Below are 16,902 nucleotides of genomic sequence, written 5' to 3'. Positions count from 1 at the left end.
ATGAACGAGACAACGAACCGCGCATATCTCGGCGTCAGGCTGCTGTTCAAGATCAGTCTCATCGTCTGCTTCATCCTGGGCACGCTCCTGGTCCTGGGGCAGTTGGCCGGCGTGCTGGCCGCCCGGCCGGCCTGGATCGAGGGCAGCGAGGCGCTGTTCTTCGTTCCCACGATCGCGGCCGCGGCCACGTTCGGCCTGTTCGGGTTCATCGGCGGCTACCTCGCCCCGGCGCAGGCCGGTACCGACGACTCCGACTGACCGGGACGGGGTCCTGACCGGCCGTAGCGCGGGACGGGACCCTGTCGAGAGGTTGCCCGACGCCGGGTGGCGGGTGCTCACCGGTGGCGGTCAACCCGGGCCCCGCTTCCCTTGCGTCCGTCCAGGACCCCGGCGGCACGCAGTTCGTTGTAGGCGGCGACGACGGTGGTGCGACTGATCCCGAGCGCCGTGGCCAACACCCGCTCGGACGGAAGCCGCTCCCCCTTCGCAAGGGAACCCTCCTCCACCAACCGGGCGAGTGCGGCGGCGAGCTTGCGGTAGAGGGCTCCGGGGCCGGCCGACCATCCCCTCAGCCGGCCGGTCAACGCATCGGTCCCGCCCGGTGAGGAAACCGCTATCGGAGCACCCGACACCATTTCTTCGCGCACCTTCCCCACCGTCCTCGCATCGCGGCCGGTATTCCTGCCGCCGTGGGCCCCGGCCAACGGTCCGTTCCCGAAGGGGCACGGGACCAATGCTGCCGACCTGGCCCGGAAGCGGACAGGCCGGATCCCCCAGAGAAGCGGTCCCGATCTTTGTGGGATCCGGTCATGGCCGCAACGCGGCACATCGTGCCGGGGCCGCCACCAGGGCCCGCACCGCACCGGCAACCACCGGTGGGAGGCGGATAACCTCGGAAGCGGTGAGGACCGCCCGTCAGCGCCCGAGCCGGCGCTGCGGGTACTCTTTGGCCGGTAATCGCAGGTTGACAAGCGTGGTGGGGAGTTGGCGGGGCCGTGCGCAGACCAGCCGCCAAGAGACGGACACTCCTGTTGGGGACGATCGCCGCGGTGCTCGTGGTGGCCGTCGGAGCGACACTGGCGGTACCGACCAGTCGGATCGCCGTACAACAGGTGTGGTGCGATGTCACCCGGACGTGGTGTGCCAACGTCCCGGTCAACCCCGAGGATCGCGCCGACGGCGGCGGCTGGCGGCTGCACCTGGGGCCGGTCGAGGCCGCGACCTGGGGCAACTACTACGCGTTGGGGGACTCCTACTCCTCGGGCGACGGCGCGGGGGACTACCTCGCCGGTACCGGGGTGCAGGGCGGGTGCTGGCGCTCGGCCAACGCCTACCCCGAACGACTCGCCGAGTCCTACGATTTCGCGGGCAGTCTCAACTTTCTGGCCTGCAGCGGCCAACGCGGCAACAAGCTGCTGGAGTCCCTGGAGTCGGCGGAGTCCCAGTTGGACGAGGTCACCCCGCACACCTCGTTGGTCACGGTCGGCATCGGCGGCAACGACCTGGGCTTCACCTCGGTGCTCAAAACCTGCATGATGCGGGTCCCGCTGCTGGAGAGCGGCGCGTGCATCGGCCAGGAGGACACCGTCGCCAAACGGATGCGCACGTTCGAGGCGACGTTCGACGGGGTCGTGCAGGAGGTGCGCGACCGCGCACCCGACGCCCGGATCGTCGTCGTGGGGTATCCGCGGCTCTTCCCCCAGGAACCCACCGGGATGTACTACACGCTGACCCCCAGCGATCAGCGCTGGCTGAACAAGACCATTCTCGGGTTCAACAAGCAGCTGCGCGAGGCGGTGGCCGAGGCCGACGCCGAGATCGCCGACTCCGGGCAGGTGGGAAGTGTTGAGTTCGTGGACGCCTACGACGCTCTCGAAGGCCACGAGATCGGCGCGGACAAGCCGTGGGTGAACGGGGTCCTGCTGCGCGACCTGAGCAGGGGCGTCGCCATCGACCGCAGTACCTTCCACCCCAACGCCCAGGGGCAGGGCGCGGTCGGTGAACTCGTGGGGGCGCAGTTGGCCCAGGGGCCCGACCGCCCCTTCTACGCGACCCGCGAAACCGTGCGCAACGCCAGCCAGGACGTCCTGGCCGCCGAGGCCCGCTAACAGCGGACCCCGGCAACCGGATCAGCGACCGGCCCGCAAATCGGCGAGGACCTCGCCGACCTGGTCGAGCGCCCAGTTCAGGTCGTCCTCGGTGATCACCAACGGCGGAGAGAGCCGGATGGTCGAACCGTGGGTGTCCTTGACCAGGACCCCCCTCTTCAACAGACGCTCGCACAGCTCCCGGCCGGTGGCCAACGACTCGTCCACGTCGATGCCCGCCCACAGGCCGATACTGCGCGCGGCGACCACCCCCTTGCCGACGAACTCCTTGAGCCGGCTGTCGAGCACAGGGGCGAGCCTGTGGACGTTGTCCAGGTAGGGGCCTTCCCGCAGCATGCCCACAACGGTCAACCCCATGGCACAGGCCAACGGGTTTCCTCCGAAGGTGCTGCCGTGCTGCCCGGGCTCGATCACGTCGAGGACATCGGCGTCGGCCACGACCGCCGAGACCGGGAGGATCCCGCCGCCCAGCGCCTTGCCGAACAGGTAGAGGTCGGGCACCACGCCGGTGTGCTCACAGGCCCGGACGGTTCCGGTACGCCCCAGCCCCGACTGCACCTCGTCGGCGATGAAGAGGACGTTCTCGCGGTCGCAGATCTCGCGCACGCGCGGCAGGTAGCTCTGCGGGGGCACGATGACCCCGGCTTCGCCCTGGACCGGTTCGATCAGTACCGCAGCGGTGGTGGCGTCGATCGCGGCCGCGACGGCGTCCGCGTCCCCGTAGGGCACGACCCGGAAACCGGGGGTGTAGGGGCCGAAGCCGCCGTAGGCCTCGGGGTCGTCGGAGAAGGAGATGACCGTGGTGGTGCGGCCGTGGAAGTTGCCGCCGGCGACCACGATGGTCGCCTGATCGGCGGGGATTCCCTTGACCTGGTAGCCCCATTTCCGCGCGACCTTGATGCCGGTCTCGACCGCTTCGGCGCCGGTGTTCATCGGAAGGACCTGCTCCTTGCCGACCAGCCCGGACAGAGCGGTGACGAAGGGCGCGAACTGGTCGTTGTAGAAGGCGCGGCTGGTGAGCGTGACCCGGTCGAGCTGGCGGTGGGCCGCGGCCAGCAGTTCGGGGTTGTGGTGGCCGAAGTTCATCGCCGAGTACCCGGCCAGGCAGTCCAGGAGGCGACGGCCCTCGACGTCGGTCACCCAGGCCCCCTCCCCTTCGGCGATGACGACCGGCAGGGGGTTGTAGTTGTGGGCCGAATGCGTTCCGGCCAGTTCGATGTGACGGGTGGTGGAGACGACGGGCTTCGCGGGATCGCCGCTGTGCACCGTGTCGGATCCCAGACTGCGCGTATTGCTCATCCAGTTGCTCCGATCGCCATTGACCGTTGTTCGATCTTTGGATACCCGCTCGGATAACGCACAAAGCAGGTGACCTCAAGAAGTGGAACAGACGGGCCGACCGGGATACAAGGGAGGCGCGGTGCCCAAGTGGGGCCGGGCGGGTTGGCGGTTCACGCCCTTGCGCCGAAAGGTCGGATGTGCGGGAGATCGGCACGGTGGTACCGCTCTCGGTCCACGGTGATCGAGCGCACCGCCCGATCCGGCCACGGGTCGCACCAGGCACGAAGGGGACGGGCAGGGCAACCGTCCCCTTGCCCTTTCGGTGAGCTCGGACACATGTCGGCCCGACACCACTCCCGATCCTTGACCGCCACCCAATGTTTCCGGCAGGTTAAAACTCTCTGAGCTGGGCTTTTGTTCACCGGGAAGGGCTTTTGGCGATACCGACCCCCGCCTGCGAGTGACGTGGCCCATACCTGCAGGATCGGTCCTCATACCCACGCGAGGGTAAGACCGCGATCAAGGGGCGCTTCATGACGGAACCGCGATGTCTTGACAGCACCGCCACCGACTCCACGGGGGCGGACTTCTCGCTGCCCGGTCTGCTCAGCTCGGTGGCCGCCGCCGTGCCGGACCGGTTGGCCGTCGTCGCCGGTGAGCACCGACTGTCCTACGCCTCCCTCGACGCACGCGCCACGCGGGTGGCCCGCCACCTGGTCAACGCGGGCATCACCCCTGGCGAGCATGTCGCGATCCTCTCCTTCAACCGGGCCGAGTGGCTGGAAGCCGTCTTCGGGGTCTGGCGTGCGGGCGCGGTCCCGGTCAACGTCAACTACCGCTACGTGGCCGCGGAACTGCACTACGTGCTCGACGACGCCGACGTGGTGGCGCTGATCGCCGAGAACTCCCTGACCGCACCGGTGGCCGCGGTACGCGGACGCCTCCCCCTGCTGCGCCACGTCCTCCTGCTCGACGACGGCTCGGGCCCGGCCGCACTGCCCGGCGCGGACTACGAGCAGGCGGTGGAGGCGGCAGCCGAATCGACCGCGGCCCTTCCCCCCACCTGCGGCGACGATCTTTACATGCTCTACACCGGCGGCACCACGGGCTACCCCAAGGGCGTGATGTGGCGCCACGAGGACATCTTCCGGGTCGCGCTGGAGCGGCGAAGCCCCGACCGGCCCCGGTCCACCGGAAGCGCCGAGGTGGGGGCACGCGCGGCGGAGTGCTCTGCGCGACGCATGCTGGTCCTGGGTCCGCTGATGCACGCCGCAGGCCAGTGGAACGCGCTGAGCATGTTGTTCAAGGGTTCCACCGTGGTGCTCAACACCGACCGCACCTTCCATCCCGGCCGGGTGGTGGACCTGGCGGACCGTGAGGACGTGGAGATCGTGCAGTGCGTCGGCGACGCCATGGCCCGCCCCCTCGCCCACGCGCTCCTGTCCGACCCCGAGCACTGCCCGCGGCTCTCGGCGGTCAACTCGGGCGGCACTCCCCTGACGCCGGCGGTGCGCGAGATGTGGCGGCTCTGGCGCTCCTCGATCACCCTCAACGACAGCTACGGAGGGTCCGAGACAGGGGTGTGCGGCGCCTCGGTCGCCGGCTCGGCGAAGGGGTTGACCAGCGGGGCCCGGCGCTTCGCGATGGGAGCGAGCGTCTGCGTGCTGGACGACCGGCTGCGCCCGCTGCCTCCGGGGTCCGAACAGGTCGGCCGGATCGCGCGCACCGGACGCATCCCGATGGGCTACTACAACGACCCCGTCAAGACGGCCGCGACCTTCCCGGTCAACGAGCAGGGTCGGCGCTGGGCGATGTCGGGCGACTTCGGCACGATCGCCACCGACGGATCCATCGAGCTGCTGGGCCGCGGATCCGCGGTCATCAACACGGGCGGCGAGAAGGTCTACCCGGAGGAAGTCGAGTCGGTGCTGAAATCGCATCCCGACATCAGCGACTCCATCGTGGTCTCCGCCCCCGACGAGCGACTGGGCCAACGGGTCACCGCCGTGGTCTCGCTCGTATCGGAGCAGCGGCCCACCGACGACCAACTGCGCGACTACTGCCGCACCCGGCTGGCGGGGTTCAAGGTACCGCGCCGCATCCACGTGGTCTCCGAGGTCAAGCGAACGGCCGTGGGAAAGCAGGACTACCGCTGGGCGGCGCGCGTGGCGCGCGGTCCGTCGCCGGTCTCCGAACAGCGCTGACCCGCCCGGCACACCGGCCGCGGGCGCGCGGCCACTGGGCCCATGACGATCGGCCCTAGACTTGGGGACCGCGCGGGCCACGCGGACCCGGCCCCGGCTCACCCGCCGCGTGCGACCGCGACGCTCCACGACCCCCACACGAAACGCAGACTATGGCGAACTCCCCTGTCACCCATCTGTTCAACACCGTGCGCGGCGCTCTCATCGGCACCGCCGAGGTCGTCCCGGGAATCAGCGGCGGCACCGTCGCGCTGATCGTCGGGGTCTACGAGGGGCTGGTCAAGTCCGCGGGGCACACGATCAGCGGAATCCGATTGGCCGTCGCGGACCTGCCCCGCAAGCAGGGGCTGGGACGGGCCAAGGCGGAGTTCGGCCAGGCCGATTGGACGCTGATCCTCACCGTCCTCGCCGGGATGGCCGTGGCGGTGGTCCTGGCCGCCCGATTCGTCGCACCGCTGGTGGAGACCTACGCCATCGAGTCCTACGGTCTGTTCTTCGGCCTGGTACTGGCCTCGCTTTGGGTGCCCTATTCCATGTCCGGCCGGCGCTGGGGCTCCTACGACTACGCCGTCGCGCTACTCTTCGCGGTCATCGCGTTCATCCTCACCGGGGTTCCGCCGGCGCACGTGGAGCCGGTCCCGCTGGTCGTCGCGGTGGCCGCGGCGGTCGCGATCTGCGCCCTGGTGATCCCGGGCATGTCCGGGTCGTTCATCCTGCTGACCTTCGGCCTGTACGGGCCGACGATGAACGCCCTGAACGAGCGCGACCTCGGCTACATCGCCACCTTCGCCGCGGGCGCCATCGTCGGGCTGGCCTGCTTCGTGAAACTGCTGCAATGGCTGCTGGACAACCGCAGGCACATGACACTGGTCATCATGACCGGTGTCATGGCCGGTTCGCTGCGCGCGTTGTGGCCCTGGCAGGACGATGCCCGCGGCCTGACCCTGCCCACCGAGGCAGCGGCGGTCACCTTCGGCCTGATGGCCGTCGGATTCGTGGTCGTGGTGGGGATCATGGTGCTCGAACACCTGGTCAAGAAGCCCGCTCCGGTGGCGGTGGAGTCCGAACCGGTCGATTCCGGTCAGCACCGCAGTTCCTGACGGCCGGCCCGCGCGGCCGCTCCACCGATACCGCAGTCGATGCCGGCACCACCTGGCGAAGGGACGTCCCCTTGAGCTTCAACATCCTGTCCATCGCAGGGACCGACCCCAGTGGGGGCGCGGGCATCCAGGCCGACCTCAAGGCGTTCTCGGCGCTGGGCGGGTACGGGATGACCGTGGTGACGGCCCTGGTCGCGCAGACGACCACCGGGGTGACGGAAGTCCACGACGTTCCCGCGCGCTTCGTGACCAGCCAGTTGGACACGCTGCTGCGGGACGTGCGCGTGGACGCCGTCAAGATCGGGATGCTCTCCAACGCGGAGGTGATCGGCGCGGTGGCCGACGCCATCGACGCCTACCGGCTGCCCAACGTCGTCCTGGATCCGGTGATGGTCGCCAAGAGCGGCGACCGGCTGCTGGCCGAGGAAGCCGTCGGTGCCCTGCGCTCGCAGCTGCTGCCGCGCGCGGACCTGATCACGCCGAACCTTCCCGAGGCCGCCGACCTGCTCGGCTGCGCCGAGGCCGTGGACCTGGCGGAGATGGCCGAGCAGGCGCACCGGTTGGTGGAGCTGGGCCCCGCACGAGTGCTGCTCAAGGGCGGACACCTCCGCGGTGCCACCAGCACCGACCTGCTGCTCGCCCCGGAGGCGCCCCCCGAGACGCTGACCGCGCCCCGGGTCGACACCAAGAACACCCATGGGACCGGGTGCACGCTGTCCTCGGCGATCGCCGCGTTGCGCCCCCAGCGTCCGGACTGGTCCTCGGCGGTGCGCGACGCCAAGTCCTACCTCACCGAGGCCCTGCGGCACGCCGACGAACTCGACGTGGGTCACGGCAAGGGCCCCGTACACCACTTCTACGCGTGGTGGCAGGAGAAGAAGGCGTCGGGCTCCTAACCGCTTCGTCCGGCACCGGTCCCGAACGCGTCCCGCCCCGTCCGCGCGGCGGGGCGAACGCAACGGCGGCGCCACACCCCATTGGGGTGCGGCGCCGCCGTCCTGCCATCCGACGGCGAACGGCGCTAGGAGCGCACGTCCACCAGGTTGTCGGGGTCGCGCCAGTTGGGGTTGGCGAAGTACTTCTTGGTCTCGGCCACGATGACCGGCGACAGCAGGAGCAGGCCCACCAGGTTGGGCAGCGCCATGAGTCCGTTGGCGATGTCGCTGAACGCCCACACCACGTCGAGCTCCCAGACCGCGCCGACGAACACCGCGCCCACGAAGATCAGCCGGTAGGGCAGGACCGCGACCCGGCCGAAGAGGAAGTCCATGCAGCGCTCGCCGTAGTAGCACCAGCCCAGGATCGTGGTGAAGGCGAAGACCATGACGCCCAGGGCGATGGTGTAGCTGCCCCAGCTCCCGGGGAGCGCCTGGTCCAGTGCCCAGGAGGTCATCGGGGCTCCCGCCAGGCCCTCGACCTTCCACGCCCCGGTGACGATGATGGCCAGCGCGGTGAGCGTGACCATGATCAGGGTGTCGATGAAGGTCTGGGTCATGGAGACCATGCCCTGGCGCACCGGGTGGCTGGTCTTGGCGGCGGACGCGGCGATCGCCCCGGTGCCCAGACCCGACTCGTTGGAGAAGATCCCGCGCGCCACCCCCATCTGGATGGCGATCATGATGCCGGAGCCGGCGAAACCGCCGACCGCCGCGGTGCCGGTGAACGCGTCGGTGACGACGAGGGCGAGCGCGGAGGGGAGCTGGTCGACGAACACCAGCAGGACGACGATGTTGCTGAGCATGAAGGCGACGCACATGAACGGCACGAACGCGGCGGCGAAGTTGCTGATGCTCTTGATCCCGCCCAGGACCACGACGGCGGTGGCCGCCACCAGGGCCGCGCCGGTCATCCACGGCTCGACCTGCCAGGTGGACTCCAGCTGGGCGGCCACGGTGTTGGACTGCACCATGTTGCCGATGCCGAACGCCGCGAGGGCGCCGAAGACGGCGAACGCGACGCCCAGGACCTTCCCGAAGTTACCGCCGACCCCCCTGCGCAGGTAGAACATCGGGCCACCACTCATCTCGCCCTTCGCGTCGGGGCGGCGGTACATCACGCCGAGGAGGCCCTCGCTGTACTTGGTGGCCATGCCCACGAGGCCGGTCATCCACATCCAGAACAGCGCGCCCGGGCCGCCGAGGCCGATCGCGGTGGCCACACCGGCGATGTTGCCCACACCGATGGTGGCGGCCATTGCGGTGGCCAGTGCCTTGTAGTGCGAGACGTCGCCCTCGGCGGAGCCCTTCTCCTCACGGCGCACCAGCGCCAGCCACAGCGCGTGGAAGAGCGTCCGGAACTGCAGGCCGCCGAGCCGGATCGTCAGAAACAGTCCGGTCAGCAGCAACAACGGGATGAGGACGAGCGGCCCCCAAATCGTCTTGACCGCCGTATCGAGGATCGCCTGAAGTTCTTGCACGGTCTGGGTTCCTGTTCTACGGGCGCGGATACACCGTCCGCACCCGGTTCGTCTGCGGTCCTGACCGGGGTCGGGGGTCGGACCGGATGTCGGGGACGTCGCCGGTGGCCTACTGGGGCAAGCGTCCAGAGTCCCACCGATTCGTCACCGTCGAGTCACGGTCGGTCAGCACGACGGTCTCGGGGCCGGTTACCGATCCGCATCGGGGTCGGATGCCTGTTCGAGCGCCAGCCTGCTCAGCACGGCAGCGGCCTGCGCCGGGTCGGCGCCCCGGCCCACCGCGATACCCAGCAGGTAGGTGGTGAGCGGCGCCGCCGGGCGGGCCACCGAATGCGCCGCGTCCCGGGCGAGGTCGAGGATACGGTCCACATCGGACCGGTCCATCTCCTCGGGCATCCCCAGTTCGGCGCAGACGATCCGCGCCCATTCGGTGAGTGTCACCGTACGGACTCCTTTCACGACGACGGGCAGGTAGCGGGCACAATACTGCCTTGGAAGGCGACCGATCGGACAGGCGGCACGGCGGAAAGCGGTACCGGCGTTCACCGGACTCAATCCGGTGTTCACCCCGCGCGCGGGCCGGGTTCACGACAGCCGCTTAGCGTCGGGAGCGCAAGGCCGGGCGCGGCCCGGCCGGACCTCGCTCCCGTGGGGAGAAGCCAATGCCTCCCGTTCCCGCCGACGGTGGCGCGCCATTGCGCGTGGCCATCGTCACCGAATCCTTCCTGCCCCAGGTCAACGGCGTGACCAATTCGGTCTGCCGGGTCGCCGACCACCTCGCCGCAGACGGCCACGAGGCGGTGATCATCGCTCCGGGCCACGGACCGGCCCACTACGCGGGTTTTCCCGTGATCCGGCTCCCCGGCGTCCCCCTGCCCGGCTACCGGTCCTTCTCCGCCGGGCTTCCCACGCGCCGGTTGATGACCACCGCGCTCCGCGGGTTCTCCCCCGATGTCGTCCACCTGGCCTCGCCCGCCCTGCTCGGACACACCGCGGTGGAGGTGTCCCGGCGGTGGGCGCTTCCCACCGTCGCGGTCTTCCAGACCGACCTGGTCGGCTTCGCCGGCCGCTACAACATCCCGGGGGCCGGCGCGCTGTGGCCCTACCTGCGCCGGCTCCATTCGGCGGTGGACCGCACCCTGGTCCCCTCCACCGCCACGCTGAAGCTGCTGACCGCGCGGGACTTTCCACGCCTGAGCCTGTGGCCGCGCGGAGTGGACACCGAACGCTTTCACCCCGCCCACCGGGACGAGGCACTGCGCCGCCGGCTCGCCCCTGACGGGCAGGTGATCGTGGGATACGTGGGGCGGCTGTCCCGGGACAAGCGGGTGGGACTGCTCGCGGAGGTGGCGAAACTTCGCGGTGTCCGGCTGGTCGTCGTGGGGGACGGCCCCGACCGCGCGCGGTTGCGGCGCAGACTCCCGGGGGCCGTCTTCACCGGGCAGCGCACGGGCAGCGACCTGTCCCGGCTCTACGCCAGCATGGACGTCTTCGTGCACACGGGTGCCGACGAGACTTTCTGCCAGGCCCTCCAGGAAGCGCTGAGCTCGGGGGTACCGGTGGTGGCCCCGGCGGCGGGCGGCCCCCTGGACCTGGTGGAAGACGGCTGCAACGGACTGCGCTACGCACCGGACTCGGTGCGCGGGTTGCGGTTGGCCGCGGGGCGTCTGGTGCACAACACGGACGTGCGGTCCAGGCTCGCCGCGGCCGCCCGGCCCAGCGTGAGCGCGCGGACCTGGGAATCGGTCAACGCACTGCTGATCCGGCACTACCGTGCGGTAACCGCCCCCAGTGACAGCCTCGTCCCCGTCTCCCCTTCGCACCCCTGATCCGCGTTACGCTGACCCTGACGGCGGGGCGGGCCGCTCCCTTCCGCTTCGAGCGGCCCGCCCTCGCCTCGACCGGTCGGCACCCCGCCGGGAGCGCAACTCCACTACGCTCGCTTGGCGTGAACCGAATCCTCGCCACGGTGGTCGTCGTCTTCTCCTCAGCGGTCGTACTGGTCCTGGAGGTGGCGGTGACCCGGCTCGTCGCCCCCTACGCCGGTGACACCCTGGAGACCTACACCGCGGCCATCGGAGTGGCACTCGGCGCGATCGCCCTGGGGGCCAAAGCCGGCGGAGACGCGGCCGACCGCTGGAGCACCGGACCGGTCCTGGGCGTGCTGCTGGTCTTCGGAGGCGGGACGACCCTGCTGGCCCGTCCCCTGGTGCTGCTGCTGGGTCCCTCGCTGAGCGGGGCCGGCCCCTTCACCGCCCTCTTCCTCGTGGCGTTGAGCATCGCGGTACCGGTTGCACTGCTGTCCGCCGTGACCCCGGTCGTGGTCAAAACCCAGCTGGCGGACCTGGAGCACAGCGGCAGCATCATCGGACGCTTCAGCGCGTGGGGCACGCTGGGTGCGCTGGCCGGGACCTTCCTGACCGGCTACGTCCTGATCGCCGCCCTACCGGTGTCGATGGTACTGCTGGTGACCGGCGGGGCCCTCGTCCTGTTGGGCGCACCGTTCCTGGTGCGCGGCGGACGGCTGGTGACCACGCCAGGCCAGACGCTGTGCGCCCTGCTGGTCTGCGTCCTGGGCGCCACGATGCTGGTACGCGTGCAGTCCCCTTGCGACGCCGAGACCGCGTACTACTGCGCGCGGGTGCTCCCCGACCCCGAGCGCGCGAGCGGCCGGGTTCTCCTGCTGGACGATCTACGGCACGGTTACGTGGACGTGTCCGACCCACTGCACCTGGAGTTCGGCTACACGCAGTGGTTCGGCGCGGCCCTGGAGGCATTGCCGCCCGAAGGACCGCTGGCCGCCCTGCACGTCGGAGGCGGGGCCTACACGATGCCCCGCTGGCTGGCGAGCGCGCGTCCGGGCTCGACCAGCCTGGTGTTCGAGGTGGACCCGGCGGTGACCCGGATGGCCCGTGACGAACTGGATCTGCGCACCGGGCCGGACCTGGAGGTCGTCGAGGGGGACGCGCGCACCGCCATGGCCGCGGCGCCCACCGCAAGCCGTGACGTCGTCATCGGTGACGCGTTCGGCGGGTTGAGTGTGCCCTGGCACCTGAGCACCCTGGAATTCGCCGAGCAGATCGACCGGGTGCTGCGCCCGGACGGTCTCTACCTGGCCAACATCATCGATCGGGGCCCGCGCTCCTTCGTCGCCGCCGAGGTGGCGACCCTGGAAGAGGTCTTCGCGCACGTGGCCGTGGTGGCCGACCGCGACGGCCTCGACTCGGCGGTGGGCGGCAACCACGTGGTCATCGCCTCCAACACCCCGCTGGACACCGCGTCGCTGGAACCGCTGCTGGCCGGGGCCGAACAGCCCGGCGCCCTCGCCGGTCCCGCGCTCCTGGACCGCTGGTCGGCGCAGGGCCAGGTCCTCACCGACGACTACGCACCGGTCAACCAGCTCCTCACCCCCTACCTGACCTGATCGGGCAGCGCCCGCTCAACGGCCTCCCCCGCCGTCCCGTCGCCTCACCCGTCCCGTCGCCCTGCCGTGCCCTCTGAACGGCGAGGGCGGCGAAGAGTACGCCTATTGCCAACTTTTGGCGAAGATTTCTCCATGGAATCCCAGAATTTTGGGCGACGCGAAACCAACTGGGGATATCTACGGTTCGGAGAAGGAAAACCTCGTCGATTCCACCGGCATTCACGCAAAAACGGCGGACCTGCCGACAGGAGGCTGAAATGCGCGCAGGTCCGACGCCATTACCGGCACACGCACGGTGCGGATATGTGGCCACCCATCCCGCTACCGGTAGAGCTGCCACCACCCCTGTTCGGGTGTTGGCCTTATCGATCGGGGCAGCAGCCGATCCGTACCGTCATCAGTATGCGCGGCGTGTCTCGGACGCCGCACCGAGGAAGAGGAGACGCACCGTGGCGACCACTCCGCGAGCGGACGGCCGGGGAGTGGTCTCCTCATGATGTTCTGGTCCGTCGGAATCGCGTTGTGCGGGGCGTTCTGCATGGCACTGGGGTCGGCACTCCAGGAACGCGACACGGTGCGCGCTCCCGGGCACAGTGTCGCCAGGCTGGGTTTCCTGCTGCATCTGGCACGCAGCCCGCGGTGGGTGCTCGGCACACTGGCGGTGGGAGCCGGGGTCGGCCTGCACCTGGTGGCGCTCAGCGGTGCTCCACTGACCATCATCCAACCCATCGGTGTCACCGGCCTGTTGTTCGCGATCGTGTTGTCGGCGGTGTTCAACCGCACACGGGTGCGGTCCAGTCAGATCCTCGCGGGGCTGGCCGTCATGGTCGGTCTGGCCGGTGTCCTGTTCCTCTTCCCGCACCACACCTCGTCGGCCCCTGAACTGCCGCTGCCCGCGGCACTGGCGCTCACCGGAACGGTGGCCGTCGTGGGGTTGGCCGTCTACTTCGCTGCCCCTTGGGTCCCTGTGGGCGCACGGGCGGTACTGCTGGCCACCATGGGGGGCATCGCGCTGGGTACCACCTCGGCCCTGGCCCGGGTGGTCGCCGCCGCCGCGGCATCGAATCCGATCGCGGTACTCAGCTGGCTGACCGTACTGGCGGTGGCCGTCGCCCTGTTCGGCGGCCTCCTCCAGCAGAACGCCTATCGCACCGGCCACTTCGCCGCTGCCTACGCAACGTTGCTGGTCGTCAACCCCATAACAGGGGCGGGGATCGGCGCGCTGGTGTTGGGCGAAGGGCTGCCCACGACCTTGGCCGACCAGCTCCTGGCCACCGGCGCCGCCGCGCTGGCCATTGCCGGAACGGCCGTGCTGGCACGGGCCAAGAACCGCAACCCCGAAGCGGGAAACCGGCACGGGAACGGCCCCGGGCCCGAACTCGTTGACACGACTTCTTCAGGAGACGCCAAATGAGCCTGCCGACCAATCGCGTGCGCACGTCCAGCAAACCCCGGCGCATCCTGATCGGGACCGACACCTACCCACCGGATGTGAACGGGGCCGGGTACTTCACCTACCGGCTGGCCACGGGACTGGCCGAACGCGGCAACGACGTGCACGTGGTCTGTGCCTCGGCCTCCGGCGCCCCCCGCATCGAGTACCAGGACGGGGTGACGCTGCACCGGCTCCGCTCCGCCTCGGTACTGGTCCACCCGACGATGCGTACCGCGGTCCCGCTCGGGGTGACCGGGCACGTGGCCCGGCTGATCGACCGGCTCGCCCCCCACGTGGTCCACGCCCAGAGCCACTTCACCATCAGCCGGGCGGCCATTCGCTGCGGGCGCCGATCGGGCACGCCCGTCGTGCTGACCAACCACTTCATGCCCGACAACCTGTTCGCGCACGCCCACATCCCGGCGCCCCTGCACACCGTCACCGGCTCGCTGGCGTGGCGCGACATGATCCAGGTGGCCTATGAGGCCGACTACGTCACCACCCCCACCGACCGGGCGGCACAGCTCCTCTCGGGAAAGGGGTTCGACCGCCCCATCGAGTCGGTGTCCTGCGGCATCGACCTGGAGCGTTTCCAGCCGCGCCCGCGGGAGCGCGCGGCGGCGCGTCTGCACCTGGGCCTCCCCAACCGCGAGACCATGGTGTTCGTGGGGCGCCTGGACGAGGAGAAGCGGATCGACGACCTGATCCGTTCTCTTCCCCGGCTGCTCAACCACCGTGATGTCCAATTGGCGCTGGTGGGGACCGGGCAGCGTCGCGCCGAGCTCCAGCAGCTCGCCGATGACCTGGGAGTGGCCGAGCGCGTGCGATTCCTGGGGTTCGTCTCCGACGAGGAGCTGCCGCTGGTCTACGTCGCCGCCGACCTGTTCGCGATCGGCAGCGTCGCGGAGCTGCAGAGCATCGCGACGTTGGAGGCGATGTCCACCGGGCTGCCGGTGGTGGCCGCCGACGCGCTGGCGCTCCCCCACCTGGTGCGCTCCGGACGCAACGGCTACCTGTACCCGCCGGGCGACGTGGCGACCCTGACCCAGCGGCTGCTGGCCGTACTGGAGTCTCCCGAGCGCACCGCTTCGATGGGCGCTGCCAGCCGGGAGATCGCCCAGACCCACGACCACCGGCGCTCGCTCGACCGGTTCGAGGAGATCTACGACCAGGTGCGGCCCGACCCGGCGCCGGCGCTGTCGAGCCGAGCGATCCAGCGTCCCGCCCAAACGCGGCGACGCAATGCAATAGCCGCCTGAGCCGAGAAAATACTGGTGCGGGTAGATCGGTCCTAATTCTGCCCGCACCGTTGACTTTAAGTCGCTTTCCATGCTTTTTGCCCTCCGTTTTGCTGCCTCCGGCGCCATTCGGGATAAACAGAGGGACATGTGGTTCGTCGGAGAAAATCGACCCCGGAGGCCATTCGTGTTGGACGGGTTGGCCGCCGAGGCCGATCGTGTCGAACACCAGGTGGAGGCCTGTGGTCAGGTGCTGGTCGGCTACGAGCGCGACCGCATCGAACTCGAACAGCAGGTACGGCAACTAGAGGCGCAGCTTGAGACCATCAGGCAGGCGCGCATCGAGGCGTACACCCGATGGTGGAACGCCCGGGAGGATCGCGACCGGGCACTGCACCTGGCGCGGCGACTTCGTCGGCGGATCGACCGGGCGCAACGCAGACGGACCGCTCCGTTGGACAGACCGGCCGAAGGCTAGTCCGACCGCGCCGCGTCCGGGAAGAACGGCCCGGTCCTGGCCACCGTGGCCACCGGAAAACCGCGATCGCGCCAGGTCACGATATTGCGGGCCAGCACTGCGAGGCGATCCTGGCACTGGTCGGCGTTGTCGGGGGCGAAGCGCACCGCCGGGTGGTTGCGCAGCGCACAGCGCGTGGTGAAGTGGGTGCGGTCGTCCTCAAGGGCGTAGCCGGCGGAGTACCCGGCCAGGTGGTGGGTGTCCAAGGCCGTGAGCAACGCCCTGCGGTCCACCAGTCCGGGGCTGGAGAGGTTGATGAGCACCGTCCCCGGACGCATCGCGGCCAGGGCCGGGGCACCGATCAGGCTCTTGGTCCCGGGGGTGAGGGGGACGTGCAGCGAGATGACGTCGGCCGTGCGCAGAAGCTCGCGGAAGCCGGTGCGACCCACGCCACGCGGCCATTGCCTCAGCCGTGATCCCGTGCCGATGACCTGCTTGAACAGGGGCGCTGCACAGTCGGCGAGTCTGGTGGCCACCTGTCCCATCCCAACCAGGCCCAGGGTGAGGTCACGGGCGCGCGGGGGCGGGGCGAACGAGGTCTCGCGGTGGTGGGCGATGCGCCGCAACTGGACCAGGGCCAGCGCGAGCGCGCGGTTGGCAGCCTGCTCGACGTTCTCTCGGCGGGGCAGCTCCGACACCCACAGGCCACGGCGTTCCGCCTCGACCATGTCGATCCGGGAAGAGCCCGGGCGCATGGCCATGACCAGGCGGAGCCCTGGCAGGGCGTCCAGAAGTTCGGCGTCCACCCGGGTTTCGTTCACGATGAGCGCGATGGCGTCCGAAGCCTCTGCGGCGATGCGCTTCGGGTCGCGAGTGCCCAGCACCCGGGTCCGAAAACCGGCGTCACCGAGAAGCTTGAGCGCGGGCTCTGGGTCGAAGGAACCGGTGTCAGTGATAACCACGCGGGGATCAGGCACTAGCCACCTCCATCGAGCCAGGTCAAGCAACGGTCAACACTTCAGAAAAGTACCTCCTGCAACGGGCGGAGAACAGTGCCGAAGAATGCCCCCAAGAGGTAAGTCAGTCCCGAATCGCGCTGTCCACCAGCTTCGCGAGCCACGAGAGGCGTGACTGAGATCTACATCACACAACCCTGTGTCACTCCCCTAAAGCAATAGGCAACCGGACCGAATCGCGACCGTTGCGCCCGGACCACCGGCACAGCAGGTCGAGCGACCC

Annotated in this window: 15 protein-coding genes; 10 read left to right on the top strand and 5 right to left on the bottom strand. The window is 69.8% G+C overall.

Annotation, left to right across the window (positions count from 1 at the left end; translation table 11 throughout):
• A complete protein-coding gene (locus tag AC0VYP_RS05400) occupies positions 1-258 on the top strand; it encodes a hypothetical protein (RefSeq protein ID WP_285759075.1) in 258 nt (85 codons plus the stop codon).
• Positions 259-335: 77 nt separating this feature from the next.
• Here the strand turns inward: AC0VYP_RS05400 and AC0VYP_RS05395 are convergent, their stop codons facing one another.
• On the bottom strand, positions 336-647 hold the full coding sequence (locus tag AC0VYP_RS05395) for a GntR family transcriptional regulator (RefSeq protein ID WP_475472814.1): 312 nt from the start codon (positions 645-647) through the stop codon (positions 336-338).
• 348 nt (positions 648-995) lie between these two features.
• Here AC0VYP_RS05395 and AC0VYP_RS05390 point away from each other — a divergent pair, with 348 nt between their 5' ends.
• Entirely contained in the window at positions 996-2,108 is a 1,113-nt protein-coding gene (locus AC0VYP_RS05390; RefSeq protein WP_475472813.1) for an SGNH/GDSL hydrolase family protein, read from the top strand.
• 21 nt (positions 2,109-2,129) lie between these two features.
• Here AC0VYP_RS05390 and rocD read toward each other — a convergent pair whose 3' ends face one another.
• Positions 2,130-3,407, bottom strand: a complete 1,278-nt coding sequence (gene rocD / locus AC0VYP_RS05385) for an ornithine--oxo-acid transaminase (protein ID WP_475472811.1) — start codon at positions 3,405-3,407, stop codon at positions 2,130-2,132.
• Between the two features lie 515 nt (positions 3,408-3,922).
• Here rocD and AC0VYP_RS05380 point away from each other — a divergent pair.
• From AC0VYP_RS05380 to thiD, 3 genes are all read left to right on the top strand, one after another.
• Positions 3,923-5,593, top strand: coding sequence for an acyl-CoA synthetase (locus tag AC0VYP_RS05380; protein ID WP_475472810.1), 1,671 nt, complete (start codon positions 3,923-3,925; stop codon positions 5,591-5,593).
• 152 nt (positions 5,594-5,745) lie between these two features.
• Positions 5,746-6,693, top strand: coding sequence for a DUF368 domain-containing protein (locus AC0VYP_RS05375; protein WP_475472809.1), 948 nt, complete (start codon positions 5,746-5,748; stop codon positions 6,691-6,693).
• Positions 6,694-6,764: 71 nt separating this feature from the next.
• Positions 6,765-7,589, top strand: coding sequence for a bifunctional hydroxymethylpyrimidine kinase/phosphomethylpyrimidine kinase (gene thiD, locus AC0VYP_RS05370; protein ID WP_475472807.1), 825 nt, complete (start codon positions 6,765-6,767; stop codon positions 7,587-7,589).
• Positions 7,590-7,714: 125 nt separating this feature from the next.
• On the opposite strand, the gene AC0VYP_RS05365 is transcribed toward thiD, so the two are convergent.
• Both AC0VYP_RS05365 and AC0VYP_RS05360 read right to left on the bottom strand, forming a co-directional pair.
• On the bottom strand, positions 7,715-9,109 hold the full coding sequence (locus tag AC0VYP_RS05365) for an alanine/glycine:cation symporter family protein (RefSeq protein ID WP_475472805.1): 1,395 nt from the start codon (positions 9,107-9,109) through the stop codon (positions 7,715-7,717).
• A gap of 189 nt (positions 9,110-9,298) precedes the next feature.
• Complete coding sequence (locus tag AC0VYP_RS05360; protein ID WP_475472804.1) at positions 9,299-9,550, bottom strand: DUF6457 domain-containing protein; 252 nt, start codon at positions 9,548-9,550, stop codon at positions 9,299-9,301.
• 221 nt (positions 9,551-9,771) lie between these two features.
• Between AC0VYP_RS05360 and AC0VYP_RS05355 the strand changes: the two genes are divergently transcribed.
• The 5 genes from AC0VYP_RS05355 to AC0VYP_RS05335 all read left to right on the top strand — a co-directional run bounded on the left by AC0VYP_RS05355 (position 9,772) and on the right by AC0VYP_RS05335 (position 15,684).
• Positions 9,772-10,938 carry a glycosyltransferase family 4 protein gene (locus tag AC0VYP_RS05355; RefSeq protein WP_475472803.1) on the top strand — a complete coding sequence of 389 codons (1,167 nt, stop codon included), beginning with the start codon at positions 9,772-9,774 and terminating at the stop codon, positions 10,936-10,938.
• 119 nt (positions 10,939-11,057) lie between these two features.
• Complete coding sequence (locus AC0VYP_RS05350) at positions 11,058-12,533, top strand: fused MFS/spermidine synthase (protein WP_475472801.1); 1,476 nt, start codon at positions 11,058-11,060, stop codon at positions 12,531-12,533.
• Between the two features lie 493 nt (positions 12,534-13,026).
• The gene (locus tag AC0VYP_RS05345) at positions 13,027-13,947 is read left to right on the top strand and encodes a DMT family transporter (RefSeq protein ID WP_475472800.1); all 921 of its coding nucleotides are present in this window, start codon (positions 13,027-13,029) and stop codon (positions 13,945-13,947) included.
• Positions 13,944-15,227, top strand: a complete 1,284-nt coding sequence (locus AC0VYP_RS05340) for a glycosyltransferase (RefSeq protein WP_285759057.1) — start codon at positions 13,944-13,946, stop codon at positions 15,225-15,227. The genes AC0VYP_RS05345 and AC0VYP_RS05340 overlap by 4 nt, the downstream gene beginning before the upstream one ends.
• Before the next feature lie 166 nt (positions 15,228-15,393).
• A complete protein-coding gene (locus tag AC0VYP_RS05335) occupies positions 15,394-15,684 on the top strand; it encodes a hypothetical protein (RefSeq protein WP_432707463.1) in 291 nt (96 codons plus the stop codon).
• Here AC0VYP_RS05335 and AC0VYP_RS05330 read toward each other — a convergent pair.
• On the bottom strand, positions 15,681-16,640 hold the full coding sequence (locus AC0VYP_RS05330) for an NAD(P)-dependent oxidoreductase (protein WP_475472799.1): 960 nt from the start codon (positions 16,638-16,640) through the stop codon (positions 15,681-15,683). The two genes, AC0VYP_RS05335 and AC0VYP_RS05330, sit on opposite strands and share 4 nt — an antisense overlap.
• Positions 16,641-16,902 lie beyond the last annotated feature (262 nt).

The organism is Nocardiopsis sp. iso_186, from assembly GCF_056173365.1.
Note: the sequence above shows the minus strand (reverse complement) of the source record. Positions and strands in the feature narration are given on the sequence as shown.

Bases quoted from the DNA above. Each gene is read 5' to 3' on its own strand.
- AC0VYP_RS05345 (WP_475472800.1), top strand. From the start codon at position 13,027: ATGATGTTCTGGTCCGTCGGAATCGCGTTGTGCGGGGCGTTCTGCATG.
- AC0VYP_RS05375 (WP_475472809.1), top strand. From the start codon at position 5,746: ATGGCGAACTCCCCTGTCACCCATCTGTTCAACACCGTGCGCGGCGCT.
- AC0VYP_RS05380 (WP_475472810.1), top strand. From the start codon at position 3,923: ATGACGGAACCGCGATGTCTTGACAGCACCGCCACCGACTCCACGGGG.
- rocD (WP_475472811.1), bottom strand. From the start codon at position 3,407: ATGAGCAATACGCGCAGTCTGGGATCCGACACGGTGCACAGCGGCGAT.
- AC0VYP_RS05400 (WP_285759075.1), top strand. From the start codon at position 1: ATGAACGAGACAACGAACCGCGCATATCTCGGCGTCAGGCTGCTGTTC.
- AC0VYP_RS05340 (WP_285759057.1), top strand. From the start codon at position 13,944: ATGAGCCTGCCGACCAATCGCGTGCGCACGTCCAGCAAACCCCGGCGC.
- AC0VYP_RS05355 (WP_475472803.1), top strand. From the start codon at position 9,772: ATGCCTCCCGTTCCCGCCGACGGTGGCGCGCCATTGCGCGTGGCCATC.